Source organism: Bacillus sp. NMTD17, from assembly GCF_002998735.1.
Taxonomy (GTDB): domain Bacteria; phylum Bacillota; class Bacilli; order Bacillales; family Bacillaceae; genus Bacillus.
Genome location: NZ_PVRH01000007.1, coordinates 60006 through 86187, shown reverse-complemented (window position 1 = coordinate 86187; position 26182 = coordinate 60006). Strand labels below are relative to the sequence as shown.

29 protein-coding genes and 1 riboswitch are annotated in these 26182 nt (G+C 42.0%); of the genes, 19 read left to right on the top strand and 10 right to left on the bottom strand.

Annotation, left to right across the window (positions count from 1 at the left end):
- Position 1: 1 nt before the first annotated feature.
- Positions 2-655, bottom strand: a complete 654-nt coding sequence (locus tag C6347_RS17980; protein WP_060597067.1) for a TerD family protein — start codon at positions 653-655, stop codon at positions 2-4.
- 249 nt (positions 656-904) lie between these two features.
- Here C6347_RS17980 and ytkD point away from each other — a divergent pair, with 249 nt between their 5' ends.
- Positions 905-1381 carry an RNA deprotection pyrophosphohydrolase gene (ytkD, locus tag C6347_RS17975; protein WP_034665337.1) on the top strand — a complete coding sequence of 159 codons (477 nt, stop codon included), beginning with the start codon at positions 905-907 and terminating at the stop codon, positions 1379-1381.
- 33 nt (positions 1382-1414) lie between these two features.
- Here ytkD and C6347_RS17970 read toward each other — a convergent pair whose 3' ends face one another.
- From C6347_RS17970 to C6347_RS17960, 3 genes are read right to left on the bottom strand one after another with little or no spacing between them, the layout of a single operon-like run.
- The gene (locus tag C6347_RS17970) at positions 1415-2161 is read right to left on the bottom strand and encodes an ABC transporter permease (protein WP_370876318.1); all 747 of its coding nucleotides are present in this window, start codon (positions 2159-2161) and stop codon (positions 1415-1417) included.
- Positions 2162-2195: 34 nt separating this feature from the next.
- On the bottom strand, positions 2196-2966 hold the full coding sequence (locus C6347_RS17965; RefSeq protein WP_034665342.1) for an ABC transporter ATP-binding protein: 771 nt from the start codon (positions 2964-2966) through the stop codon (positions 2196-2198).
- A gap of 15 nt (positions 2967-2981) precedes the next feature.
- The gene (locus C6347_RS17960; RefSeq protein ID WP_060597065.1) at positions 2982-3983 is read right to left on the bottom strand and encodes an ABC transporter substrate-binding protein; all 1002 of its coding nucleotides are present in this window, start codon (positions 3981-3983) and stop codon (positions 2982-2984) included.
- Between the two features lie 173 nt (positions 3984-4156).
- Between C6347_RS17960 and C6347_RS17955 the strand changes: the two genes are divergently transcribed.
- From C6347_RS17955 to C6347_RS17930, 7 genes are read left to right on the top strand one after another with little or no spacing between them, the layout of a single operon-like run.
- Positions 4157-4885, top strand: a complete 729-nt coding sequence (locus C6347_RS17955) for a carotenoid biosynthesis protein (RefSeq protein WP_060597064.1) — start codon at positions 4157-4159, stop codon at positions 4883-4885.
- A complete protein-coding gene (locus C6347_RS17950) occupies positions 4854-5600 on the top strand; it encodes a lysophospholipid acyltransferase family protein (protein ID WP_106071949.1) in 747 nt (248 codons plus the stop codon). The genes C6347_RS17955 and C6347_RS17950 overlap by 32 nt, the downstream gene beginning before the upstream one ends.
- Positions 5585-6286 carry a glycosyltransferase family 2 protein gene (locus C6347_RS19530; protein WP_258182087.1) on the top strand — a complete coding sequence of 234 codons (702 nt, stop codon included), beginning with the start codon at positions 5585-5587 and terminating at the stop codon, positions 6284-6286. Before C6347_RS17950 ends, C6347_RS19530 begins: the two co-directional genes overlap by 16 nt.
- Positions 6287-6289: 3 nt before the next feature.
- Positions 6290-6712: a hypothetical protein gene (locus tag C6347_RS19525; protein WP_258182086.1), complete on the top strand. Its 423-nt coding sequence runs from the start codon at positions 6290-6292 to the stop codon at positions 6710-6712.
- Positions 6709-8187 carry a phytoene desaturase family protein gene (locus C6347_RS17940; RefSeq protein ID WP_106031924.1) on the top strand — a complete coding sequence of 493 codons (1479 nt, stop codon included), beginning with the start codon at positions 6709-6711 and terminating at the stop codon, positions 8185-8187. Before C6347_RS19525 ends, C6347_RS17940 begins: the two co-directional genes overlap by 4 nt.
- 31 nt (positions 8188-8218) lie before the next feature.
- Positions 8219-9013 (top strand): alpha/beta hydrolase family protein, encoded by a 795-nt coding sequence (locus tag C6347_RS17935; protein ID WP_060597060.1) that lies wholly within the window; start codon positions 8219-8221, stop codon positions 9011-9013.
- A gap of 39 nt (positions 9014-9052) precedes the next feature.
- Complete coding sequence (locus C6347_RS17930) at positions 9053-9295, top strand: DUF2584 domain-containing protein (protein ID WP_003217584.1); 243 nt, start codon at positions 9053-9055, stop codon at positions 9293-9295.
- 45 nt (positions 9296-9340) lie between these two features.
- On the opposite strand, the gene pckA is transcribed toward C6347_RS17930, so the two are convergent.
- The gene (gene pckA, locus C6347_RS17925; protein ID WP_060597059.1) at positions 9341-10927 is read right to left on the bottom strand and encodes a phosphoenolpyruvate carboxykinase (ATP); all 1587 of its coding nucleotides are present in this window, start codon (positions 10925-10927) and stop codon (positions 9341-9343) included.
- 226 nt (positions 10928-11153) lie between these two features.
- Positions 11154-11288, top strand: a riboswitch (SAM riboswitch).
- Positions 11289-11483: 195 nt separating this feature from the next.
- Between pckA and metK the strand changes: the two genes are divergently transcribed.
- Together metK and asnB are read left to right on the top strand one after the other, a co-directional pair.
- Positions 11484-12686, top strand: coding sequence for a methionine adenosyltransferase (gene metK / locus C6347_RS17920; protein WP_034665356.1), 1203 nt, complete (start codon positions 11484-11486; stop codon positions 12684-12686).
- A 147-nt stretch (positions 12687-12833) separates the two neighbouring features.
- On the top strand, positions 12834-14732 hold the full coding sequence (asnB, locus tag C6347_RS17915; RefSeq protein WP_060597058.1) for an asparagine synthase (glutamine-hydrolyzing): 1899 nt from the start codon (positions 12834-12836) through the stop codon (positions 14730-14732).
- Between the two features lie 142 nt (positions 14733-14874).
- On the opposite strand, the gene C6347_RS17910 is transcribed toward asnB, so the two are convergent.
- Entirely contained in the window at positions 14875-15390 is a 516-nt protein-coding gene (locus C6347_RS17910) for a gamma carbonic anhydrase (RefSeq protein WP_106031925.1), read from the bottom strand.
- Positions 15391-15435: 45 nt separating this feature from the next.
- Here C6347_RS17910 and C6347_RS17905 point away from each other — a divergent pair, with 45 nt between their 5' ends.
- Together C6347_RS17905 and C6347_RS17900 are read left to right on the top strand one after the other, a co-directional pair.
- Positions 15436-16215, top strand: a complete 780-nt coding sequence (locus tag C6347_RS17905; protein WP_034665364.1) for an alpha/beta hydrolase — start codon at positions 15436-15438, stop codon at positions 16213-16215.
- A 30-nt stretch (positions 16216-16245) separates the two neighbouring features.
- Positions 16246-17325 (top strand): tetraprenyl-beta-curcumene synthase family protein, encoded by a 1080-nt coding sequence (locus C6347_RS17900; RefSeq protein ID WP_060597057.1) that lies wholly within the window; start codon positions 16246-16248, stop codon positions 17323-17325.
- A 215-nt stretch (positions 17326-17540) separates the two neighbouring features.
- On the opposite strand, the gene mnmM is transcribed toward C6347_RS17900, so the two are convergent.
- Positions 17541-18116: a tRNA 5-(aminomethyl)-2-thiouridylate-methyltransferase MnmM gene (mnmM, locus tag C6347_RS17895; RefSeq protein ID WP_060597056.1), complete on the bottom strand. Its 576-nt coding sequence runs from the start codon at positions 18114-18116 to the stop codon at positions 17541-17543.
- The gene (gene mnmL / locus C6347_RS17890; protein WP_003217704.1) at positions 18113-19078 is read right to left on the bottom strand and encodes a tRNA modification radical SAM protein MnmL/YtqA; all 966 of its coding nucleotides are present in this window, start codon (positions 19076-19078) and stop codon (positions 18113-18115) included. Before mnmL ends, mnmM begins: the two co-directional genes overlap by 4 nt.
- A gap of 152 nt (positions 19079-19230) precedes the next feature.
- Here mnmL and C6347_RS17885 point away from each other — a divergent pair, with 152 nt between their 5' ends.
- The 7 genes from C6347_RS17885 to C6347_RS17855 all read left to right on the top strand — a co-directional run bounded on the left by C6347_RS17885 (position 19231) and on the right by C6347_RS17855 (position 24108).
- Positions 19231-19506, top strand: a complete 276-nt coding sequence (locus C6347_RS17885) for a YtzC family protein (RefSeq protein ID WP_034665376.1) — start codon at positions 19231-19233, stop codon at positions 19504-19506.
- A gap of 142 nt (positions 19507-19648) precedes the next feature.
- Complete coding sequence (locus C6347_RS17880) at positions 19649-19828, top strand: hypothetical protein (protein ID WP_034665379.1); 180 nt, start codon at positions 19649-19651, stop codon at positions 19826-19828.
- Between the two features lie 17 nt (positions 19829-19845).
- Entirely contained in the window at positions 19846-20238 is a 393-nt protein-coding gene (locus tag C6347_RS17875) for a GntR family transcriptional regulator (protein WP_034665384.1), read from the top strand.
- Positions 20231-21109, top strand: coding sequence for an ATP-binding cassette domain-containing protein (locus C6347_RS17870; protein ID WP_060597055.1), 879 nt, complete (start codon positions 20231-20233; stop codon positions 21107-21109). Before C6347_RS17875 ends, C6347_RS17870 begins: the two co-directional genes overlap by 8 nt.
- The gene (locus C6347_RS17865) at positions 21103-22089 is read left to right on the top strand and encodes an ABC transporter permease subunit (RefSeq protein ID WP_106036990.1); all 987 of its coding nucleotides are present in this window, start codon (positions 21103-21105) and stop codon (positions 22087-22089) included. Before C6347_RS17870 ends, C6347_RS17865 begins: the two co-directional genes overlap by 7 nt.
- Before the next feature lie 20 nt (positions 22090-22109).
- On the top strand, positions 22110-22808 hold the full coding sequence (locus C6347_RS17860) for an ABC transporter ATP-binding protein (RefSeq protein ID WP_106071948.1): 699 nt from the start codon (positions 22110-22112) through the stop codon (positions 22806-22808).
- Complete coding sequence (locus tag C6347_RS17855; protein ID WP_060597052.1) at positions 22798-24108, top strand: ABC transporter permease; 1311 nt, start codon at positions 22798-22800, stop codon at positions 24106-24108. Before C6347_RS17860 ends, C6347_RS17855 begins: the two co-directional genes overlap by 11 nt.
- Before the next feature lie 62 nt (positions 24109-24170).
- On the opposite strand, the gene C6347_RS17850 is transcribed toward C6347_RS17855, so the two are convergent.
- Together C6347_RS17850 and ytvA are read right to left on the bottom strand one after the other, a co-directional pair.
- Positions 24171-24872 (bottom strand): coiled-coil domain-containing protein, encoded by a 702-nt coding sequence (locus C6347_RS17850; protein ID WP_106048480.1) that lies wholly within the window; start codon positions 24870-24872, stop codon positions 24171-24173.
- An 84-nt stretch (positions 24873-24956) separates the two neighbouring features.
- Entirely contained in the window at positions 24957-25760 is an 804-nt protein-coding gene (ytvA, locus tag C6347_RS17845; protein ID WP_060597051.1) for a YtvA family blue-light photoreceptor, read from the bottom strand.
- Positions 25761-26182 lie beyond the last annotated feature (422 nt).

Below are 26182 nucleotides of genomic sequence, written 5' to 3'. Positions count from 1 at the left end.
GTCAAGATGTGAATCCGTAGATGCGGCATAAGTCATTTAAATCTAACGTAGTTCCTTGCCCAGTCGCGATAATTTCCCATTCGTCCTCATCTCTTATGAGTTCAGCGCAAATGATGGAGGTACAATACGAATAATCTTCTGTTAATTGAAAGGTACAAATCTCTTGTTGCGAGATTTGATCAGTAAGATGCACGTAGGCGTTGGTCACTTGTCCAAAATGATGCTTGCGCTCGTGTGCATCATGTATTGTGGCTGTTACGACGATTTTATGAATATCAGGTGAGACTCTGCTTAATTGCATAATGATCATTTCATTGTCTCGATACCCGCCGCCAAATTGATGATCACCAAGATGACGAACAGCCCCGTCTAAGCTTTGCTGCTGATGATAATAGATCAGATGGCTTGGAGACAACAGCTTGTCCTCTTCATTTAAGAGAAACACTTGCGTATCTAAATCAATTGGCTGGCCAGCCAGATCCCAGCCAAGCCCGATATGAATTTGGTCGATATTTGGATTGTCTTTTGTTAAATCTAGCTTTTGTCCTTTGATGAGGTGTTTCTTGATCACCTCATGAGGTGCGTCTTCTTTCTCATTTTTCCTGAGCGGAAGCGCTTGATCTTTCTCTTGTTTTGACCCATTTGTTATACTCATGCTGTTTTCCTCCTCGTCGTGATAGGACAAACCCTTATTGATTTACGTCATCAAGGGATAAAAGGTTTCATGATTAAAATTGGATGAAGTTGGAGATGATAAAAAGGTTTTAGCAACAATAACCTCATTTTAAATACAGACGAGATGAAACCACTCGTTTGTTTCACTTTTGATAAAAATTCTTCAGAGAAATGTGATCTGTGGTATGATGTTTTACAAGAAGCAAGGACAGGATATGAGGGATTTCACATGCATGTATTTAAAGACTATTATCATAATACGGTCAAGCTCTCCTTTGAAGAGAAGCCTTTTTCAAGTCATCCAAAGCATGTTTGGGCCATCTGCCGCTACCAGGGAAAATGGCTGCTCACTGAACATGAGGATCGGGGCTATGAGTTTCCAGGAGGGAAAGTTGAGCCAAATGAAGAAGCAGACCAAGCCGCTATACGTGAGATTCAAGAAGAGACGGGTGCTGTTGTTCGTGAATTAACGTATATTGGCCAATATCAGGTGCTAGGCAGAGAAAAGGTCATCGTAAAGAATATTTATTTCGCTGATATTGAAAGGCTAGTGAAGCAGGACACGTATTTTGAAACGAAAGGACCTGTTCTTTTCGCAGACTTGCCAAGATCTATCGCAAAAAATAAGAATTTCAGTTTTATTATGAAAGATGATGTGCTAAGACAAAGTCTTGCTTATTTAGAAAAGAACGGTTTGATTCGTTAAAAAAAGCGCAGGGAGACCATCCCTGTGCTTTTTTTATTTTTGGAGAAAACGGCGTTCGAGCCATTCCACAAGCTGGTACATGATGGTAGCAAACACAGCAATAATGAAAAGACTTAAGAACACGAGTGTAAAGTTGAAGACTTGAAAGCCGTAAATAATCATGTAGCCGAGCCCTTTTGAGGATACAAGAAATTCCCCTACAATGACCCCAACCCAAGAAAGACCGACATTGACTTTAATGGCAGAAATCATCGTTGGAATACTGGCTGGCAACATGACCTCACGAAAGACGACGCCTTTTTTCGCGCCAAAGGTTTTCATCACCTTTAAATAATTCTCATCGACCTCTTGAAAGGCAGTGTAAATGACGATCGTTGTAATAATCACACTAATGATCGCACCCATCGCGACGATGCTGATCATGCCAGGACCAAGGGCAACAATTAAAATGGGGGCGAGGGCAACTTTTGGCATGGCATTTAAAATGACTAAATAAGGATCAAGAACGTTTGCTAATCGGGTGGACCACCATAAGGCGGCAGCGAGCAAAATGCCGCAAAAGGTACCAAGTAGAAAACCGAGCACCGTTTCAAATAACGTAATACTCATATGATTTACTAAAGAACCATCTGATATTTTTTGCACAAATAATTGGCAGACCGCAGATGGTGAACTGAAAATCAGCGGATCGATGAGCCTGAAATGACTGGCAAGCTCCCAAAGCGAAAAGAAGCTGGCGAATATGATGAACTGATAGATACGTGTGATACGTTTTTCCATTCGGTATTTTTTGCGATAGGCTTCATGTAAAAGGTCACTGTGTTTCAACTGTTTTCAGCTCCTTCCAAATCGTTTGAAAGAGCTCTTGGAAACGCGGGGTCTGTCTCGCTTCGAAAGGAGAGAGAGCCCTTATATCGTCTGGTACGGTAAAGATTCGCTGGATAGAGCCTGGATGCTTTGAGAATAAGAAAATGCGGTCACTCATCGCAATGGCTTCGCCGATGTCATGTGTCACAAGGACTGCTGTTTTTTGATAGTTTTTTAATGTGTGAAAGACGAGATCTTCTAATGTCAGTTTGGTTTGGTAGTCTAGCGCTGAAAATGGCTCATCTAGTAAAAGCAGACCGGGATCAACTGCAAGCGTTCGGGCGAGAGCCGCACGCTGCCTCATTCCGCCAGACAGCTCCTTCGGATATTTTTCCTCTACTTCATGCAGTCCAAACTTTGGCAGTAAATCAAGGGCAGCTGAGGTGGCCTCATGTGAATCTTGTTTCGCAATTTTTAACCCGAGAATCACATTTTCCTTGATGGTTTTCCAAGGAAACAAATAATCTTGCTGGAGCATATAGCCGATTTGATGCTCCTTTTGATTTGGTTCTTTTCCTTCGATTAAAATTCGACCTTCAGAGGGCGGCGTAATGCCTGCGATGATAGACAGCAAGGTGGTTTTTCCGCAGCCGCTGGGACCAATAAATGAGATGAATTCACCTTGGTCTATCTCCATATTGATGTGCTGTATAGCCGTTGTTTTTTCTTTTAAAGAGAAGTACGTGTGGGTCACATGGTCAATTTGAAGGAAAGACATGTGCTACCTCCTATTCTATTTGTGATCTGTGACCTTCTTTGCAATGGATGAATCGACAAGTTGTTTGTACGGGATAAATTCCGGCAATTCACCGCTCTCCTTCATGATTTCCTGCAATTTGTTCCATTCCTCTTCATTCAGAAGGGGATCTGTTGCATAGGAATCTTGCTGTTTGTAGCGTTTGATGGCAGTTGATAAGACATCAAGATCTGTATCAGGAAAATGAGATTGAATGGCCTTTGCGATCTCCTCAGGCTGCTTGGCTTCTACCCATTTCTGCGCTTTGTAAATGGCTCGGGTGAAGGCTTCAGCTGTCTCTTTGTTTTCCTCTAAGTAACTCTTCTTTGCCATGAAGGTAGTATATGGCACTTTGCCAGAAGCTTCTCCAAAGGAGGCGGTAATGTACCCTTTACCTTCTTTTTCAAGTAAGGAAGCGGTCGGTTCGAATAACTGCACAAAATCGCCAGTTCCAGAGGAGAACGCACCTGAAATATTGGCAAAATCAATATTTTGAATCATGCGAAGATCCTTTTTTAAATCAATGCCTTCCTTTTTCAAGACATATTCACCGACCATTTGCGGCATGCCGCCTTTCCGCTGTCCTAAGAAGTCTTTCCCTTTTAATTGATCCCAAGAGAATTGGTTTATTTCCTCCCTTGAAACAAGAAATGTGCCGTCTGTTTGTGTCAGCTGTGCAAAGTTCATGACAGAGTCCTTTGTGTCTTGAGCCTCTACATAGATAGAGGATTCAGACCCGGTCAGGGCGATATCAGCACCGCCTGATAAGAGAGCTGTCATCGTTTTATCACCGCCCCAAGTGGTTTTCAGTTCAACCTCCAAGCCTTCTTCTTTGAAGAAATCCTCTGATAAGGCGACATATAGCGGAGCATAAAAGACCGAATGGGTCACCTCGGCTACTTGTACGGTCTGCTCTTGTTCTTTTTTACAGGCGACAAATGGAATAAAGAGCAGGACCACGACGATGAATGCCAGTCTGACTTTGATGGAACGATTCAAGAGTAATTCGCCTCCTTTGTTCTAGATCACTATTAAAGTATGTGAAAAGGGATTTTTGGTGAGTGCCTAGATGAAAATAAGAAGCGCATTGTTTATTTATAGAACGCGTCTTTTTTTCTATACTAGGGGAATGAATGCTTTCTTGAATTTGGCAGAAATAAAGGAGCGGTTTCGTGTATAAAGTGAGTTGGGTATTTGTTGGATGGTATTTAGTAGGTCTTATCTTAATGGTCTTTTTTGAAGTGCCAGCGTGGCTTCAGTTTGCAAACGGAATCTTTCTTGTACTGTATGCCTGCTGCGTCATAGAGATTGGGCGACATATTTATGGCTCATGGGGGCTTGTGATCAAAAGGGCAGCCATTGTCGGGGTGCTTACATTTACGGTTGAGTGGGTAGGTATCACAACGGGGTTTCCATTCGGGGCCTATGACTATTATCCGACATTAGGTTTTCTAGTGGCAGGGGTGCCCTTAACCATTGCGTTTGCATGGGTTGGCGTGTTTTTAAACAGCCTTTTTTTATCCAGTCAGCAGTCAAAGTGGAGACGAGCCGTCGAAACGGGGATATGGATTGTCTTGCTTGACCTCATATTAGATCCAGTAGCAGCTGAGCGGAAGTTTTGGGTGTGGTATGACGGCGGTGGGTTTTATGGTATTCCTTTTGAGAATTTTATGAGCTGGGGTATGATTGGAGCAGGACTTTCATTTCTTTTCCCGCTTGTTTCAATTGATCAAAAGGCACTCAGCTGGACGAGCCGTATTTATCAGGCGATGGTGTTCTTTTTTGGTCTTTTGGCATTAAAGGGCGGACTCGATGTCATTTTTTATTTAGCACTGATCATTGTCATTTTGTGTGAAGGAAGGGTTCGATTTGAAAGAAAGCGACAAAAGCCGATCGTTTAGACGTATATTTTTACTTTATCTTGAGCGGTATTTACTCCATAAGCATTTCCGCTGTGTGATGATGAAAGGCTCGGTGGACCCGAAGGAGAAGCTGCCTGTTCTTTATCTCGCCAATCATAGCTCATGGTGGGATGGACTGATCATTTTTCTTTTAACAGAAAAAGCGTCTGAACTTGATCACTACATGATGATGGAAGAGAAGCAGCTGAAGCAATATGCTTTTTTCCGTAAGCTTGGAGCGTTTCCGGTTCATAAAGAGAACCTGAAAAGTGTCAAACAAGCATTGATGACAGCAAGAGAGAACATGCAGGCTGGCGGGGCTGTATGGCTTTTTCCACAGGGGAAAATTATGCATCAGGATATGCGGCCGCTTGAACTGGAAGGAGGGGCTTCTTTTTTAGTGAAGCAATTTGAGCAGGTCGTGGTGAAGCCTGTGACCTTGCAGTATACATTTAATCAATTTCAAAAGCCGACAGTTTCTGTTGTGTTCGGCGAAGATGCCTTAGTATCTGGCGGGGCACTACGAAGCAAGGACGTGACGCGTATGCTTGGAGATCTGCTTGAAACGCAGTTAAACCGACATCAAGCGCAGGTCATCGCTGATCCTAATCTTTCATTAAACGAAGAATTTAAACAGATGACAAGGACAAGTCAGTCAACAAGTGATGCGTTTGATTCTTTTAAAAAGTGGGTGAAAACATGGCGCTCTTCTTAACCGTGATCAGTGTGCTGCTGCTTTGTCAGTTTATGTTCACCATATGGAATATGAAGCAGTTTCCCGTGATAAAGCCCGCTTCTTTTTCGCCAGATGAACCCATTTCGTTATCGATACTGATTCCGGCTAGAAATGAGGAGAAGCGGATAGAAGCCTGTCTTCAGTCGATCGTTGATCAACGTCTTTATCCGAAAGAGCTCATTGTTCTTGATGATCATTCGACAGATCAGACAAGAGCGATTGTGGAGCGCTTTGCAGAAGCGTATCCGTGGATTCGTGTCCAGTCAGGCCAAGCGTTAAAGCAAGGCTGGCTAGGTAAATCATTTGCCTGTTCTCAGCTCGCTGAGGCAGCAGCTTCTGATTGGCTGCTATTTTTAGATGCGGATGTCCGGTTAAAAAGAGGGGCAATTGAAGCAGTGTATCAGCAGGTATGCACGCAAAATACGGGCATGCTGTCAGGCTTCCCAGAACAAAAAACAGGTACATTCTTTGAGCATCTTGTGGTTCCCATGATGATGTTTATCATAGGCTGTCATCTGCCAGTGAAGTGGGTAAGGAATTCAAGGAACCCCGCTTTTGCCGCAGCACATGGAGGCTTTATTGCCATTGAAAAGAATTGCTATCACGACATCGGCGGGCATGAAGCGATTAAGAATTCGCTAGTGGATGATATGGCCTTGGCTTGACGAGTGAAGGAAAAAGGCTTTCCGTTCACACTTGCAAGCATTCATCCATTTGTGTATATGAGAATGTATGAGAGTGGACAAGAGGTTTGGAAAGGCTACCGGAAAAATTTATTCCCAGGTGTCAATCGAAGCATTGCTTTGTTAAGCAGCGTCTTTTGTTTATACACCATGCTTTATTTGGCTCCTGTCATTTGTGTGATGATTGCTTTGCTGCAGCTAGATGTGCTGAGTATATGCATAGCCATTCTTTGCTACGGGCTGGGTGTGTCGATCAAAGCGGCAATTGATATCGAGAACGGGAGAACATCTGCAATGGCCTTTTTATTGCCGGTCAGCATATTAAGTTTGATCGCCATAGGCTTTGCTTCTATGAAAATCGGGCTGAAAAAAGAAGGGTATGAATGGAAAGGGAGAAGGTACGAATGAAAAAAGTGATCATCATTGGAGGCGGGCTTGGCGGATTATCAGCAGCGATCCGCTTACAGTCACGCGGGGTTCAGGTCACCATATTAGAAAAAGAAGCGGCTTTAGGCGGGAAATTGCAGCGCCATCAGGGAGCTGGCTACTCTTTTGATCTAGGACCGAGTACCATTACAATGAAGTCATACTTTGAGGAAGTGTTTGCTTCCTGTCATAGACGGATGGAGGATTATGTCACATTTTATCCGATTTCTCCTCTGACCAAAAACGTTTTTTCAGATGGACATACGGTCGAATTTACGCCCAATTTTGAGCAAATGGAATCTCAAATTGCAGCATTCAGTCCTGAAGATGCGAAGCAATACCGTGCATTTTTACAGGAATCAAAGATGCTTTTTCAAAAGGCTGAGGAGCAGTTTTTAAATCGTTTGTTATTGACGTGGAAGGATAAGGCGGATGTAAAGCTCATGAAAGCACTTCTCTCTGTCAAACCGTTTACAACCGTTCAACGCCTGCTGCGTCAATATTTCCGTCATCCGCATACATTGGCGATGTTTGGACGGTATGCTACATACATCGGCTCTTCTCCCTATGAGGCACCGGCTATTTTTAATATGATGGCGTATTTAGAAGGGGAGAAAGGGATTTATGGAATAAAGGGCGGTACATATCGTTTAGTTGAAGCATTTGAGACTTTGGCAAAGGAATTAGGCGTACAGATTCACCTCAATGAACAAGTCAACAAGATTCATGTGAAGGACCGGCGAATCAAAGGAGTAGAGACGGCTCAGCAGATGTATGAAGCAGATCAAGTCATTGCAGGGGCGGACGCGCTGACTGTTTACCGCCATCTGATTGATGAAAAAGACCGCCCAAGCTTTTTAAATCAAAAGCTGGCTAATATTGAACCGTCATTATCTGGCTTTGTTCTCTTATTAGGTGTACCTAAAGTCTATGAACAGCTGTCCCATCACAATGTGTTTTTCCCAGAGAATTATGAGCAAGAATTCAAAGATATTTTTCAGAAAAAACAACTGCCTCAGGATCCAACGCTTTACATATGTTATTCAGGTCATTCAGAACCAGCTTTAAGCGGAGGACAGGGAAGAAGCAACCTTTTTGTACTGACGAATGCGCCTTATGTGACAAAAGAGCAAGATTGGGGCATGCTAAAGGAGACGTATCGGCAGCATTTGAAAACAAAATTAAAGGAAAAGGGTCTCTTTGATATGGATGAGGTTGCCGAATATGAAGCGGTTCAAACTCCGCTTGATCTGCAGCAGAAAACAGGAGCATATCATGGCGCCATTTATGGCATGTCTTCCAACTCGTTCAAGCAGGCGTTCTTCCGAATCAATAATCAGTCAAAGGACATTGAAGGGCTTTGGTTTGTTGGAGGAACAACTCATCCAGGCGGCGGCACGCCGATGGTGACAAAATCAGGCCAGCTCGTCGCAGAAGCGATCATTTTAAGCACTTGACGTAAGAACAGATGAAAAGGAGAGAAATCAAGTGATTGTGGAAAAAAGAAGGTTTCCGTCCCCCCATCCGCATATTCACTTATTTACAGTGACCTATGAGGCAGATGGGCTTCGGATCAAAGGGCTGCTCGCTGAACCGGCCGGAGAAGGTTTCTATGACGGCTTTTTGTATTTACGAGGCGGCATTAAAAATGTGGGGATGGTGAGACCAGGCCGGATTGTGCAATTTGCAGCGCAGGGCTTTGTCGTATTTGCTCCCTTTTACCGAGGAAATCAGGGAGGCGAAGGGAACGAAGATTTTGCCGGTGAGGACCGGAAAGATGCTTTTGCTGCCTTTCAATTGTTAAAGCACCACAAAAAGGTGAAGCAGGATCGTATTCATATCTTTGGTTTTTCGCGCGGAGGGATTATGGGCATTTGGACCGCTGTTGAAATGAAACAAGAGGCGGCTTCCTTTGTGACATGGGGAGGCGTCAGTGATATGAAGCTCACCTACGAAGAGCGTGTGGATATGAGAAGAATGATGAAGCGTGTGATTGGCGGTCCCCCGCACAAGGTGCCAGAGGCCTATGAGGACAGAACGCCTTTAAATGATGTGGACAAAATTGAAGCGCCTGTTCTCATCATCCACGGAGAAGAGGATCAGAATGTATCGATTGAGCATGCGTATTTATTAGAAGATGCGCTGCGCCAGCACGGAAAGTCAGTGGAGACTTGGTATTTTCACGGATACAACCATTATTTCCCACCGCAGCATAATCGGGAAATTGTCAGAAGGCTGACGACATGGATGCACAGCCGGAAAAGCGGAAATGTGGTAAAATAAGCAGTATAACGAAATTTAGAAAGTAGGGGGATTTTCAATATGGGAATGCCTGTTGAATTTAATACAATGATTGTCACGAAGGGAAAAGAGACAAGAATTGAAGAAAATGTATTTGAGCTCATGAAGGAAGGGTACCGCATTTATCCATTAAATATTCCGCTTGAGGTGCGTAAAACGAAAGACGGAGAAAAAACAGGGACAGCACACGTTGAAAAGCTGGAGCTGACAGACAATGTGACAAAGGTTACTTACCGTCTCGTGTCATTACATTCAACGAACTAACAAAAAAAGCTGAGGGAATGATTCCCCTCAGCTTTTGCCATTTGATTATACGCGTGGTCCGCCTTTGGCTTCAATGTCACTTGCTGCGTGGCTGAATTTTTGGAAGTTCTTTTTAAATTCATTGGCAAGGAAGTGTGCTTTTTCTTGATAAGCCTCTTGGTCATCCCATGTTTTAGAAGGTTGAAGCACTTCATCTGGTACGCCAGGAATATGAAGCGGGATGTGTAATCCAAAGATGTCATCAGTGATCATTTCGGCGTTGTCGAGGTCACCTTCGATCGCTGCCTGCACCATTGCTCTTGTATGCGCTAGGTTCATACGTTTGCCTGTACCATAGCCTCCGCCAGTCCAGCCTGTATTCACAAGGAATACTTTTGCGCCGTGCTCATCAATTTTTTTGCCAAGCATTTCAGCATAGACGTGAGCTGGAAGCGGCAAGAACGGTGAACCGAAGCAAGTAGAGAATGTCGTTTCTGGTGATGTGACACCGCGTTCAGTTCCTGCTAATTTACTTGTGTAACCGCTCAAGAAATGGTACATCGCCTGTTCTTTTGTTAAACGGCTGATTGGAGGTAAAACGCCAAATGCATCAGCTGTTAAGAAGACAATGGCAGAAGGATGTCCTGCGATACTTGGCTTCACGATGTTATCAATCATTTCGATTGGGTAAGCAGCGCGTGTGTTTTCAGTGAAGAATGTGTCATCATAATCCGCTTCACGTGTTTCTTCATCAAGCACAACATTTTCAAGAACTGATCCGAAGCTGATGGCTTTGTAGATTTGCGGTTCTTTTTCTTCGCTTAAGTTCACACATTTCGCATAGCATCCGCCCTCAATATTGAAGACTCCTGAGCCAGACCAGCCGTGTTCATCGTCACCGATCAGCTTGCGGCTTGCACTTGCAGAAAGCGTCGTTTTCCCAGTACCTGAAAGGCCGAAGAATAATGCGACATCGCCTTCTTGACCGACGTTTGCTGAGCAGTGCATGGATAAAATATCTTGCTCAGGAAGCAGGTAATTCATGACAGAGAAAATGGACTTTTTCATCTCTCCTGCATATTCTGTACCACCGATCAGAATGGTGCGTTTTTCAAAAGAAACGATAATAAACGTTTCAGAGTTTGTGCCATCTGTTTCAGGATCTGCTTTAAAGTGCGGTGCAGATAAGATGGTGAACGGTTTTTCGTTTGAAGAAGGTGTGGATCCGTCAGGTCTGATGAACAGCTGCTTTGCAAAGAGATTGTGCCATGCAAATTCGTTTACCACTGTAATTGGCATACGGTATCTTTCATCAGCGCCGGCAAATCCTTCAAAGACGAATAGTTCATCACGTTCTTTTAAGTATGACACAACCTTTGTATATAAACGGTCAAATGCTTCTTTAGAGATCGGCTGGTTGACTTGACCCCAATCAATTTTATGTTCAGAGCTTTCTTCTTTGACGATAAATTTATCTTTAGGCGAACGTCCTGTGTAGGCACCAGTTGTAGCGCGGACAGCTCCTGTTGATGTTAAGACGCCTTCATCACGTGCCAAAATCTTTTCAACAAGTTTCGGAACAGATAAATTTTGGTGCGTATTTTCTAATGAGAACAATGACTGCAAATCTTCTTTTAAATCCACTGAGTTCATAAAAAAACCCTTCCTTTACCGTTGAATTTGTTTGTTTCGATTAGTATAACACATTGATAATAATAGTCTATACTATTTAAATATTTTTGTGTGTGTTTTTTCATTTCTGCTATGAAAATATGCTTTTTGGTGATGCTAAGGGTGAGGTAAAAAAGAGGGGAGATAATTCTGATGAAGCATTGACATGATGCAAGGGTTTGAGATAAGATATCTTATTGAACGGATACTCTTATCCCGAGTTGGTGGAGGGACAGGCCCGATGAAGCCCAGCAACCGGTTTCTTGTGAAAAAGGCATGAATATGCTGAGAAACCAAGGTGCTAACCTGATGCAAGGTACAAGAACACCTTGAGCGATAAGAGTGAAAGGCATGCGATCTCAGACCCTTTCCTCGCAATGAAGGAAATGGTTTTTTTATTTTTGGGATATCATATGAACAAATTGCCAATAACATCTCTAATAGAAACGTTTTCAAATATAAGAGGGAACGAGTTCCGTATCATATTGGAGGCCTCATCTTGGGATGATGTGGTCTTGTACAGGAGGAAATAGCCATTATGAGTCAAAATCGTCGTTTATTTACTTCAGAATCAGTAACAGAAGGACATCCGGATAAAATCTGTGATCAAATTTCAGACAGCATTTTGGATGAAATTTTAAAGAAAGATCCAAATGCACGTGTTGCCTGTGAAACTTCTGTTACAACGGGTCTCGTATTAGTAAGCGGTGAAATTACAACGTCTACTTATGTCGATATTCCAAAGACGGTGCGTGACACGATTAAGGAAATTGGCTACACACGTGCGAAATATGGTTTTGATGCGGAAACATGTGCAGTGCTCACATCCATTGATGAACAGTCTGCTGATATTGCGCAAGGTGTAGACAAAGCGCTTGAAGCACGTGAAGGAACAATGACTGAAGAAGAAATTGATGCGATCGGTGCAGGTGACCAAGGATTGATGTTTGGTTTTGCCAACAACGAAACCGAAGAGCTCATGCCGCTGCCGATTTCACTAGCGCATAAATTATCTCTGCGTTTAACAGAAGTGCGCAAGGATCAAACACTTGCCTATCTTCGTCCAGACGGAAAAACACAAGTAACAGTAGAATATGATGAGCAAAATAAACCTGTTCGTATTGACACAGTGGTTATTTCTACGCAGCATGCACCAGAAGTGACGCTTGAACAAATTCAAAGCGACTTAAAAGAGCATGTCATCCGCCCTGTGGTTCCAAGCGAACTCATTGACGAAGAGACAAAATACTTTATTAACCCAACAGGCCGTTTCGTCATCGGTGGACCTCAAGGAGATGCTGGTTTAACTGGACGTAAAATCATCGTTGATACGTATGGCGGGTACGCTCGTCATGGCGGCGGTGCTTTCTCTGGGAAGGACGCAACAAAGGTTGACCGTTCTGCGGCATACGCCGCTCGTTACGTAGCGAAAAACATCGTAGCTGCCGGTCTTGCAGATTCTTGTGAAGTACAACTTGCTTATGCAATTGGTGTTGCACAGCCTGTATCGATTTCAATTGATACATTCGGAACAGGAAAAGCTTCTGAAGAAAAATTAATTGAAGTGGTTCGTGCGAACTTTGATCTTCGTCCAGCTGGCATTATTAAAATGCTTGACCTGCGTCGTCCGATCTATAAACAAACAGCTGCATACGGACATTTCGGCCGTCATGATTTAGATCTTCCGTGGGAAAAAACGGATAAAGCCGATACGCTTCGTAAAGAAGCATTAGGACAATAACAACATAGAAAACCGCTTATTTTAAGCGGTTTTCCTTTTGATTAAAAAAATTCTACAAAAAGTGAAAAAATGTGAAACAAAATCGGACAAAATACTGTCTAATTATAGGTCTACTTTTAAGAAATAACATAACGTGGAGGCAATAATATGTGTGGGTTTGTTGGTGTATTTAATCACCGTCCATTGTCCGAAACTACTGAGCAGGAAGAGTTAATTAAACAAATGAATCGTCTCATCGTTCACCGTGGTCCCGATGATGAGGGTTACTTTCATGACGAGCATGTAGGATTTGGATTTAGACGTTTAAGTATTATAGATGTTGAGCACGGAAAGCAGCCGCTTTCTTATGAAGATGAAAAGTATTGGATTATTTTCAACGGAGAAATTTATAACTATGTGGAGCTGAAGGAAGAGCTTGTGAAAAAGGGCTATACGTTCAGCACAGATTCTGATACGGAAGTACTGCTTGCCACATACCGTCATTATAAAGAAGAGGCGGCTTCTAAACTTCGCGGCATGTTTGCATTTTTAATTTGGGATAAAGAAGCGCAGCAATTATATGGCGCGAGAGATCCTTTTGGCATCAAACCGCTTTATTTTACACAAATGGATGAGCAAGTGTACTTTGCGTCTGAACGCAAAAGCTTGATGGCTGTGAACGAGAACATCTTATTTGATGAGACTTCATTGCAGCAGTACATGTCGTTCCAGTTCGTTCCTGAGCCAAATACACTTGATCAAAAGGTGCACAAAGTTGAGCCTGGTCATCAGTTTATTTTACGCCCAGGACAGGAGATCGAATTTAAGACATACTGGAAGGTTCAATTCAAGCCTGAACAAACACAAGAAGAGAAATTAATAGAAGAAGTACGCGATGCAATCTATGATTCTGTGAAAGTTCACATGAGAAGTGATGTACCTGTTGGTTCATTCCTATCAGGTGGTATTGATTCTTCCTTCATCGTGTCTGTCGCAAAGGAATTACACCCTGAGCTGAAGACATTCTCTGTTGGCTTCCAGCAGGATGGCTTTAGTGAAGTCGATGTCGCGAAGGAAACAGCTGATAAGCTAGGCTTACAAAACTTCAGTGCCGTCATTTCTCCAGAGGAATATATGAACGAGCTTCCGAAGATTGTCTGGCATTTAGACGATCCTTTAGCTGATCCGGCGGCGATTCCATTGTATTTTGTGGCAAAAGAAGCGAAGAAACAAGTGACGGTTGTTCTTTCAGGTGAGGGAGCGGACGAGCTGTTCGGCGGATATAATATTTACCGTGAGCCTCTTTCTCTTAAACCATTTGAATCTGTACCATCTATGCTGAAAAAGCTTCTTCTTCGTCTGGCGCGATTAATGCCAGAAGGAATGAAAGGGAAGAGCTTTATCGTTCGCGGCTGTACGCCATTAGAGGAACGTTATATCGGTAATGCGAAAATCTTTGAAGAGCCAGTGAAGAAAAATCTCTTAAAACATTATGATCCAAGCATCACGTATCGTGACGTAACGAAGACATACTTCGAGGAAAGCGCAGGCTACAGTGATATTAACAAAATGCAATATGTTGATATTCATACGTGGATGCGCGGAGACATCTTACTGAAAGCAGACAAGATGACGATGGCGAATTCTCTTGAGCTTCGTGTTCCATTCCTTGATAAGGTCGTTTTTGAAGCGGCTTCTAAAATTCCAGAAGAGCTGAAAACAAAAGATGGCACAACGAAATATTTATTGCGTAAAGCAGCAGAGGGCATTGTGCCTGACCATGTGTTAAACCGTAAAAAGCTTGGTTTCCCTGTGCCAATTCGTCATTGGCTGAAAAATGAGATGAATGCTTGGGCGAAAGACATCATCAAAAACAGTCAAACAGATGAATACATTAACAAGCAATATGTGCTTGATTTATTAAATGAGCATTGTGCTGGCAAAGCAGATCATAGCCGTAAGATTTGGACCGTCCTCATCTTTATGATTTGGCACAGCATTTATGTGGAGCGCAGCATTGATCCAGAGCAGTTGAATCATCAACCGAAAGAAGTCATCTTTAGTTAATGAAAAAAGGTTTTCAGCTTTGTGCTGAAAACCTTTTTTGTCATGATAGAAAGCAGTGGAAAAGGGTAAAATAACAAGCGGTTCATAGTTATTGCTTAATATCCTGAAAAAAACATGATAAAGTGAAGATACACGTATGATGTTAACGGGATAAAAGGGAACGATAGTATTGTCCTTTTTCTACATATTCTCTACGGATTCTGTCCATGTCTTGGATATCTTCATCTGTTAACTGACGGACGACCTTGGCTGGACGGCCAAAAGCGAGTGATCCTTTTGGAATAACCTTTCCTTGAGGGACAAGACTACCTGCACCGATAAAGGCACCTTCGCCAATTTCTGCACCATCGAGAATGATGGACCCCATACCAATGAGGGCATTTTTTCGAATGATTGAGCTATGTAATGTGACTTGGTGTCCAATGGTAGCACCATCTTCTATAAGAAGTGTTTTTCCAGGACTTTGATGCAGACAGGATAAATCTTGAATATTGACGTTTTTTCCAATTCTCACAGGAGCGACATCGCCTCTGATGACGGTTTGAAACCACACGCTCGAATATTCTCCAATCGTGACATCACCAGTAATGGTGACGTTATCTGCGACAAAGACCGATTCATGAATCTCAGGTGTAAACTGATGATATGGATAAATCACTTTTTCGACTTCCTTTCTTAATACAACATTTGTGAGGTGTTTACTTTGTGGACTTGGCATGCTGAAAGACCAGTTGGTACAATTGTAATTGTACATGGTGCGAGTGAATATCACGGCCGATATAAATGGCTGATCGAAATGTGGCGAAATGCAGGCTATCACGTCGTTATGGGTGACCTCCCTGGGCAAGGGACATCGACACGTGCGCGCGGCCACATTCGCTCGTTTCAGGAATACATTGATACAATAGATGAATGGATCGAACATGCGAAATCATTCAGGCTTCCTACTTTTTTACTTGGACACAGTATGGGTGGACTCATTTCAATTGAGTGGATCAAGCAGTATACCCATACGAAGATTGATGGCCTTATTTTATCATCACCTTGTTTAGGTCTGCAATTTAAACCGAAGAAGCTAATGGATTTTGCATCAAAAGGTCTAAATGTGCTGGCACCGTCCTTTAAAGTCGAGTCAGGGCTGTCGATTGAACTAGCCACACGGAATCAGGCTGTGATTGAGGCAGACTCAAATGATTCTCTTTACGTAACAAAGGTGTCGGTTCGCTGGTACCGAGAGCTGATCAAAAATATTGATGCGGCCATGCAGCCAACGAATGTCTTTAAATCGATTCCGCTCCTTTTAATGCAGGCGGGCGATGATAAGATCGTGGATAAAACGAGGGTGATCAAATGGTTCAATGGCATTGAATCAACCAATAAATCATACCGTGAATGGGAAGAACTGTATCACGAAATTTTTAATGAACCGGAAAGAGAAGATGTGTTTAAGGCAGCAAGAGCCTTTACAGATCAATATATTTGATGGTGAGCTTTAAGTTGGGGGTGGATTGATTTGTCAGTACCAGAGCGTCCTTTTGCACTGATGACAAAGGTGTATAAAGATATTTTTCCGCTTGTTCATCAGGAGCTGAAAAAGTGGCGGGCTCATGCAGAAATGATTGAAAATGAAGAACTGCGAACGCAGGCACTAGCGAGCATATCCAGTAAAACCTTTCACTGTGAAGGCGGAGGCATTTTATCTCTTCTAGCAGGTGAGGCGAAAGAAACGTGTATTGAATTCATTGTGGCGTATCAAACCATCAGTGATTACTTAGATAACCTATGTGACCGCAGCACGTCGCTGGATCCAAAAGATTTTCATATGCTGCATCAAGCGATGAGAGATGCGCTTGATATTCATGCTGAGCTCAAGCCTTACTATCAATTCCGTGATGATCAAGAGGATCATGGGTATTTACATGCGCTTGTCCGCACATGTCAAGACGTGCTTACGCGCCTTGAGCATTATCCAATCATTCAGCCATATTTACACACGCTGTGTGATTACTACAGTGATTTGCAAGTACATAAACACGTCGTTCCTCATGAGCGGGTCCCGCGGCTAGAATCGTGGTTTCGCCAGTATGAAAAGGATTTGCCTAAGATGGAATGGTATGAATTTTCAGCTTGTGCAGGATCAACGTTAGGGATTTTCTGTCTTGTGGCGTATGCGCTGCAGCCGGATTTTACAGAAAAGCAGGCGAAGCAAATTTACGAAAGCTATTTCCCTTATATCCAAGGTCTGCACATTTTACTTGATTATTTAATTGACCAAGAAGAAGACCGGCTTGGGGGAGATCTGAACTTTTGCTCCTACTATGCTTCTCATCATGAGATGATGGATAGACTTCAGCATTTTATTGAAAAAGCGGATGAGCAGCTGAAAGGCATTCCGCACGAAAACTTTCACAAATTGATTAACAGAGGGTTACTGGCAGTCTATTTGTCCGATGAAAAAGTGACAGCCCAAAAAGAGATGAATAAGCTGGCAAAACGGCTGATCAAATCAAGCGGGAAAACATCATTCTTTTTCTATATCAACGGAAGAGCTTACCGGACCTATCAGAAAATGCCTTGGATGAAATCCTCATAAAAAAGCTCAAATCCATTAGGATTTGAGCTTCAGCGCGCAGACAAACCCTCGCATTCTTTGTCAGTCCTGTGCGCCGGTACTCACGAATGTCAAATTCGCTCCGTTCCGGTGCTCGTTCTTCCTAGACTGCAAAGGTTTTCTATCACGCTGAAAGAAGACAAAGGGCTAAAATAAAAATCATTTTAGCCCTTTGTCAATAATCTGAGCTCAGATCATTAGGATTTGAGCTTTTTTTCAATGGCGACCACAAAAGGCGGGTCGTTTTGAATATTCATGTATTGATATGATAAAACTTGTGCCTCTTCATGAGGAAGTGATCTGCAATAGTCAAGAAGTACTTCTTTTTCTCTTTTTCCTTCGGAGTGTCCATGGTAAATCACAAGGACGATCAGACCGCCGGGTTTAAGCCAGTCGAGGAGCTGCTCGATGGCTTCGATGGTTGTATGAGCCTGAGTGGTGACGGCTTTATCGCCTCCGGGCAGGTACCCAAGGTTAAACACCGCACCAGAAATATGTCCATAAACATCCTTTGGCAGGTGATGAGCCAGTTTTTCATGCCCATCGTGAATCAGATGAACGTAAGGATATCCCTCGCCAAGCCTTTTTCTCGTCTGCTGTAGGGCTTCCTCTTGTACGTCGAATGCGAAAACTTGTCCATCATTTCCTACAAGATCAGCTAAATAGCGTGTATCGTGGCCATTTCCCATTGTTGCATCAATGACGATGTCGCCTTTTTGACAAGCCCGTTCTAACAGCTCTTTACTAAAAGGGAGCATGCGTTTCAAAATCATTTGGCTGCTTCTTCCAATCTGACGAAACGTTTGCCTTGGTAGCTGTTACGTCTTTCGAGCTCAGCATTAATGGCATTTAGTACTTCCCACTTGTTTACACTCCACATCGGACCAACCATTAATTCAATTGGGCCATCCCCTGTAATGCGGTGAATAATCATTTCTGGCGGCAGGATCTCCAGTTGATCACAAACAAGCTGAACATATTCTTCCTGGCTTAGAAACTCCAATTTGCCTTTTTCGTATTGCTTGACCATTGGGGTTCCTTTTAAAAGGTGAAGTAAATGAATTTTAATTCCTTGCACATCTAAATCTGCGACAGCTTTTGCTGTTTCCATCATCATGTCCCGGTTTTCTAGAGGCAGTCCGTTGATGATATGCGAGCAGACACGAATTCCGTGTTTTCGCAGTTTTTCTACACCTTCTACGTAGCATTCATAATCATGGGCACGGTTAATGAGCATCGCTGTACGTTCATGAACCGTTTGAAGACCAAGCTCTACCCAGAGATAAGTGCGCTCATTTAATTCGGCTAAATACTCCACCACGTCATCTGGCAGGCAGTCAGGTCTTGTCGCAATAGATAAACCAACCACTCCATCCAGATTCATGACGGTTTCAAATTTTTCTTTTAGAACAGGAAGCGGGGCGTGTGTGTTTGTATACGCTTGAAAATACGCCATATATTTTCCGTCTTTCCATTTTGTGTGCATCCGGTCTTTGATTTCGTTAAATTGAGTGATGAGATCATCAGCCCGGTTTCCTGCAAAATCACCAGACCCAGCTGCACTGCAAAATGTACAGCCTCCGTGGGCTACAGTACCATCACGGTTTGGGCAGTCAAAGCCGCCGTCTAAGGCCACTTTAAATACTTTATGACCAAAGTGCTCTCGCAAATGATAGTTCCATGTGTGATAGCGTTTTTCGCTGTTTGAATATAAAAAAGGGTTATGCTGATCCAAGTCAGTAACCTCCTTGCGTAATAATAGGCATCCTTAAAGTTTAACAAAAATCATGAAGGAGGACAATTGAATCTGTCCAACATTTTCTTTAGTGAAAAAGCTTTACGTGGGCAAAATAGGCGGGAGCAATGATGAAATGGAGGGAATGCAAGATGGCAACAAGGCAGTCGATCGATGAATTTATCCAAAAAAGTACTGAAACCCTTGAGTTTGCAAATGAGCAATTTGATTTGAACTTACGCCAAGAGCATTATAATGAGGACGAATTTTCTAAGGCGCAGCTTATGCTTGAAGATGCGGTGAACGAATTAGAAAAATTAAAAGATGTCGCCAATGACCAGCAAAGAGAGCGATTAGACAGGGCGCGTGTTCAAATTCAAAGCTTGCAAAATCAAATGATTTTAGGTATTTCTTACGACAACGAATGATGAACAGATCCTTTTTTTAAGGGTCTGTTTTTTATTTTTTAAAAGGCTATTGACTTTTTGGCTGAGTGTCTTTATTGTGTTAAGTGTACTACAACAACTAATACACTAAAGACACTTAAAAAGTGAAGAAAGGTGTTCAACCATGAAAAAAGAAAAAAAACCAATCAATTTGAAGTGGATGGTGCTGGCTGTTGCGTTAGCATGTACATTTTTTTTCGTTCTCGTTTTCATTGGTTTTGAAGTTCAAAAAGATTTGATACCTAATTCAATCCCTTTAATGCAAGGGCATGAACAAGCGATAGGACTGCAAAAGCATGAATGAGGAAAGAGGGAGCCATCATGATTCAAATAGATCCACGAAGCGCTGCGCCATTATATGAACAAATCATTGAGCAGTTGAAAATTTTATGTCTAAAAGGTGTAATGAAACCTGGTGACAAACTGCCCTCTGTCAGAGAGCTCGCCACCATTATCATCGCCAACCCAAACACCGTCAGTAAAGCATATAAAGAGCTTGAGCGGGAAGGGATTATTGAAACACTAAGAGGCCGCGGTACGTATGTAACAGAAGGGGCTCAGTTAAAGCTGAATGAAGGGAAGGTGTTGGAGATGAAGGAGCAATTAAAACAACTCATCATAGAAGCTCATTATGCCGGTATTGATATTCAACAACTGAAGGAATGGATAGAAGAGATCGGCTCAAGTCTTGAGGGAGGAAAACAAGTTGATTGAGGTTAGAAATGTATCAAAGACATTAAATGGACGTGAAGTACTCAGTAACGTTTCCTTCAAAATAGGCGAAGGTGAGATCTTCGGTCTGCTAGGCAGGAATGGCTCAGGAAAAACAACACTTCTCCGCTTGATTCAGCAAATTCTTCTTCCAGATGAAGGAGAGATTTATTTTAAAGACGTGCTTGTGAAAGACCATCCTTTAGTGAAGCAAAATATTGTGTATATGCCAGTCGTCAATCCCTACTTTGACAGATACAATTACGGACAGCTTGTCCAGCTGTTAAAGCATATTTATCCGAAGTTTGACGTGACATATGCCAATGAGCTTGTGAACCGCTATGAAATTCCGGAAAAAGTGAAATATCGTGAACTATCGACAGGGTTAAAAAAACAGCTGTCATTAATTTTAAGCTTTGCGATCAAGCCAGCGGTGATTTTGTTAGATGAACCGACAGATGGAATTGATGCCGTCACAAGAAATGATGTTCTTCAGCTCATGATTGACGAGGTAGCGGAACGTGAAACATCGATTCTCATTACATCGCACCGATTAGAGGATATTGAGCGTATGTGTAACCGAATCGGGTTTTTAGAAGGAAATGAACTCACAAGTGTCATGGATCTAGATGAATTAAAGAATGATTATGTCAAAATTCAGATGGCTTTTGAAGAAGATATGAACTTGAGTATACGAAAAAATGGCGTTGCTATATTAGATCAAGCGGGCATTTTTTATACAGCGCTTGTTCTTAAAACCGATGTAGAGGCTAAAGAGTACTTGAAGTCGCTGCAGCCAAAAGTATGGCATGAACTGCCTGTGAATTTAGAAGAAGTATTCATTGCAAAGTTTGGAGGGAAACGGAGATGGTAAAGCGGCAATTATTATATAAGGAGTGGAAGCAATCAGAGCTGACATTTATTTTAGTGATGCTGGTTGCGGCGCTTGCGACGCCCTTTGCATTCTTAATGGAATATTCGTCTTTTCAAACGTGCATAAACGATACAGTTTGTATTACGGATTCACCACGTTTTTCTTATATCTTTAAGACGGATGCTTTTCTCTCCCTTTCATGGTTAATGGGAATTTTCTTTGCTGTGATTCAGCTTGGATTTGAGAGAAATAAAGGGCAGATGGATTTTACCTTATCCTTGCCATTTAGCAGAAGTACGATTTATCACACTAAGTTCTTCTTAGGCGCTGGAATCATTGCGATTATTCATGCCGTCTCATATGTTCTCACTTATTTACTTATATTAGGCCTTAATCCATTAGAGGTACCTGGCTTTAACAGCGGTTATTTCTTTTCGCTGCTGTCCTCTTGGATGATGTATAGCTTGTTTTTTGCAGCTGGTACTTTAACAGGAAGTGCTATTTCCCAGGCAATCGTTGCATTTAGCACAGCTATTTTACCCTTTTTAGTGATTGGACTACCGATCGTTCATTTAGATTTTATCATGAAAACAAGTGGAATGTGGATGGATCGGATCTTCAATTATTTGATCTCGCCTATTTCTCCAATTACTTATATCACCACTGAACGTTTTCAACATGAATATCCACTTTGGTTCACTGGTGAAGAATTCATCGTACCCATTGTGATGATGATTGTATTTTATCTCATTGGTTTGCTTAGCTTTATGAAGCATCCGATTGAACGAAATGGCCGGTTCTTCCTTTACTCAAAAATGGATAGACCTATTCAGATTATGGTCATTGTCTTCGGTGTTCTAGGATTTGGATGGGTTGGATTTTCTTCTGATAATTCCATGTTTGGTTATATCACTGGCATGTTAATAGGCGGCGTTGTAGGTGCACTAACAAGTTATTTCTTAATATATCGAAAAAGATAAACAGAGAGTAGGGAGTAGAGATGATTCAGGTTCAAGCGTTAGATCATGTGTTTAAAATTGGTAAAAAGGGCAGAGAGAATGAAATTCCTGTGCTGAAAGGGATTGACCTATCCATCAAAAGAGGCGACATTGCTTGTATTGTGGGACGAAGTGGTTCGGGGAAATCTACCCTTTTGAACTTAATTTCAGGATATATTACGCCAACGAGCGGACAAATTGTCATTGATGGTACCGATGTGACCGGCTTTAATGAAAAAGAATGGGCGGACTTCCGCTTAGATCACTTTGGCTTTATCTTTCAAAGCTTTCAATTGATCGGGAGCTTAACGACGTATGAAAATGTTGAACTTCCGCTCACTTTAAAAGGTGTGAAGCCGTCTGAACGAAAGACGAAAGTAAAAGAAATGCTGAAACGAGTAGGCCTCGAACATCATACAGGGCATTACCCGAATGAGTTGTCCGGCGGGCAGCAACAGCGTGTGAGTATTGCAAGAGCCTTGATTTTAAATCCATCTATTATATTAGCGGATGAACCAACAGGCAGTCTAGATTCAGAAACCGAAGCAGAAATTCTAGCCTTTATCCAGCAGCTCAATCGTGAAAAAGGAATCACGTTTGTCATCATTACACATGACGATGAAGTCGCTTCAATTGCAGATACAACGTTCCAGCTTCATGATGGTGTATTAAAGAAAGGGGAACAGACCATTGAAATTTAGAGATCAGGTCAAATTCATTAGAAGAAACATGAAGAAAAATAGATTGCGTGTGTTTATGACCATTCTTGCGACGACAATGGCATGCTCTTTCTTAATCGTTCTAGCATCTGTCGGTTTTGGTTTGCAAAAATCGGCGCAAGATGAAATCATGAAACAGCAAATCATCACTGAAGTGAAAGTGTTAGGCAAGGAAAAAGGTGCCGTCAAGGTAGATGATTTAAAGAAATATGACCATGTGAAATCTGTCGTCTCAAGAACGTCTCTCGTTCCATCGGTAAACGTCGAGCTCGATGACCGCTCAAGTGAAACGCAGGCTGCTCTGACCGATATGAAAGAGGAAAAAGAAGCAGGGCTTGAACTAGACAGAGGGAAAGTCCCAACATCAGCAAACGAAATTGTGGTTGGGTATCATATGGCTGAACTTCTCTGGACGGATAAAGAGCGCAAAGCCTATGAAAAAGAATTAAATCAAACGTCAAACGGTGAAGAAGAACCAAAAGAGCCAAAAGGCTACACGAAAGATATTTTAAATAAAGTGATTCAAATCAAGGTACCAAAACTCAACGAAGAAAATGAAGTCGTCAAAGAAAAAACATTTGATTTCCGTGTAGTAGGAGTCATGAAAAAGCCAAATTTGGAGTGGCAGCAGGATCATAAAATTCTCATTCCGAATGCGTATGAAAAGGAATTTGGTCAAATACTTGATCTATCTCCTGAAGCAGGAAATGTCGAGAAAATGACCTCTGTCTATGCGGATAAATTCGACAATGTCGGTGCACTCACGAATAAGCTGACAGATGAGGGCTACCAAGTCATCTCTGTGACGAATCAGCTCGAAGGTATGGATATGTTCTTTACTGTCTTCAAAATTGGACTCATTTTTGTCGGCTGTATCGCAGTCATTATTTCTGCAATTGGTATTTTTAATACGATGACAATGGCAGTAACAGAGCGAACACAAGAGATTGGGATTATGAAAGCCATTGGTGCGAATCCATCGATTATCAAGCGAATGTTCCTCATGGAAAGTGCTTATATTGGGGTGATTGGGTCGATCATCGGTATTATCATCTCATATATCATTAGTTTCGCCGTCAATTTAATCATTCCAGCCATTTTGTCGTCCATGTCAGAGGGAGGGTCAAGCGATCAATTCTCGATCACCTTCTCCTATATTCCGCTCAGCCTTGTGATCACAGCAACAGTGATTAGCGCAGGGGTAGCGATCCTTTCAGGGCTTAATCCGGCACGTAAAGCAACAAAAACGAATGTATTAGCAGCATTAAGAAGAGAAATCTAAAAAAAGAACCTCCTAAGACACCCGATTGGGCTGACAGGAGGTTCTTTTTTTGTGACACATGGCTATTGCTTAGGTGCCCGGTACCCTGCACGTTCTGCCTCTTCTACGGAGCAGAATAGTTCGGTTACATTTTTTGTTCTAGAGTAGTATCTGCTGCTCGGTGTGTGATAAATGCCATTGACACTTCCTTTGATGTTACAGGCTGCTGATTCTTTTTTTGTTTCCTTCTGCGATTCATGACCGCCTGTACTTTTTCCTTCATCTTTAGGAGCGGAGCGCTGAACAGTGGAAGACTTCGTATCGCTGCTGCTTTTCTTGTTCTCTTTTTTGAGTGTTTCATTGCTTGAGGCAAGCTTGTCTATTTTCTCTTCAAGCGCTTGAATGGTCTTTTCTTGCTTTTTGACTGTTTCTTTTTCTGAGGTGATGGTTTCTAGCTTTTTAGCTAGTTTTTCTTTATCCTTAGTTGCGTCCTCTAAAGAGGCAGTAAGCTCCTCTTTATCAGCTTTTAAGCGCGATATGTCAGATGTGAGCTGCTTTTGATCCTTTAACAGCTGTTCTGAAGATGGATCTGCTTGTGCCTTCGGTGCATCTGTGGCAGCAAACGGTAATGACATAATGGAAAAGACGAGACCCAAGATCAAAAAAGGATAAAATAGTTTCTTTGAAAAGATATGCTCGTTCTGGTGTTTGAGTAATAAGAAATTGACGGCATATCCTATGGCGAAACAAACACATAAAAGACCTATGATGAGTAACATCATCATCTAGAAGCCCCCCTAAATCTCTATTTACTCCTATCATACCTCATTTTTCCATTTTTAGGGGCGGTTTAACTAAAAAAGCCCTGTTTACACAGGGTTTTCAGCTAATGGTAATCCTTTGATTGCTTCCTTAACCGTCAAATATGTGATTGCATCCTGGAAATCTGTATCCAAGTCTTTCATTTTCATCGCAAGCTGCGGTTTGATCCCTGTGATGATCAGTTCGGTTCCAGTTAAACTGAGAAGATGATGCAGCTTGAAAATGCGTCCTGCAACGGAATCATCGACATCGATTAAGCCAGAAAGATCGACAATTAAATAATCATCCTTTGAATCATCTAATATACAAGTTAACTTCGCAACAATGGCATCAAAGCGTTCTTCAGATAGTTTTCCAATGAGTGGTAGAGCAGATACACCATTTTTGATTGGGACGATTGGCGTCGAAAGAGAGGTGACTTCCTGTAAGGAATCTTCTAGGAGTTGTTCATATTCTTTCTGTTTCGTAATATCCTTTTGAAAGCCAATGAAAAATGTTTTATCATCTTGTTCAATGTATAGAGGATCTATATTGAGTTCATTCCAAAAAAAAGTACCGTCTTTTTTATAATTTTTTAGCTGTGTGGTAATAGGTATTTTATTCTGTATTCCATGACGTATTAAATCAAGCTGCTCTTGATCTGTGTCTTTTCCTTGAAGGAATCGACAATTACGCCCAAGAATCTCATCTGGTTTGTATCCAGTCATGTGTGTAAAGCCATGGTTCACATAAACGATAGGGTTATCCTCTAAAGAAGGGTCTGTAATGACAACACCGATCCGCGCATGATCTAGCGCTTTTTTTATGAGTTCAAGCTGTTTTTGCAAGCCGAAGATGTTCGAGCTGACCATATTACCCTCCTTTGCTGCTACTAGCAGACATATCAAATGGCTGTCTTTTCAACCAAAAGTATTCCTTAATAACGTAACATAACATATGTTCTGTTTCAATGATTGCAATGGCTTTGTTAAATTTGTCATCATAGTTTGTCCTCCATTAGAATATATTAAGTAAGGAGACTTTTCTTTAGAAAAAGAAGGAATCAATTGCTCATAATTCATAAAATGACAAAAATAGTTAATATGGATTAGGTAAAAATGATTCCAATGCATCAAGATTGTTTTTGGGTCATTCACATATAATGGAAGAAACAAGCTTTTTTTCTTCGTTAGAGAGAATAGACCTTTTACATGGATTATGACGGAACAGCAGAATGGCATTACAGGGGGCTGGACAGCCTGAAGTCGCTTTACTATTCTAAGGGCTTTAGGAA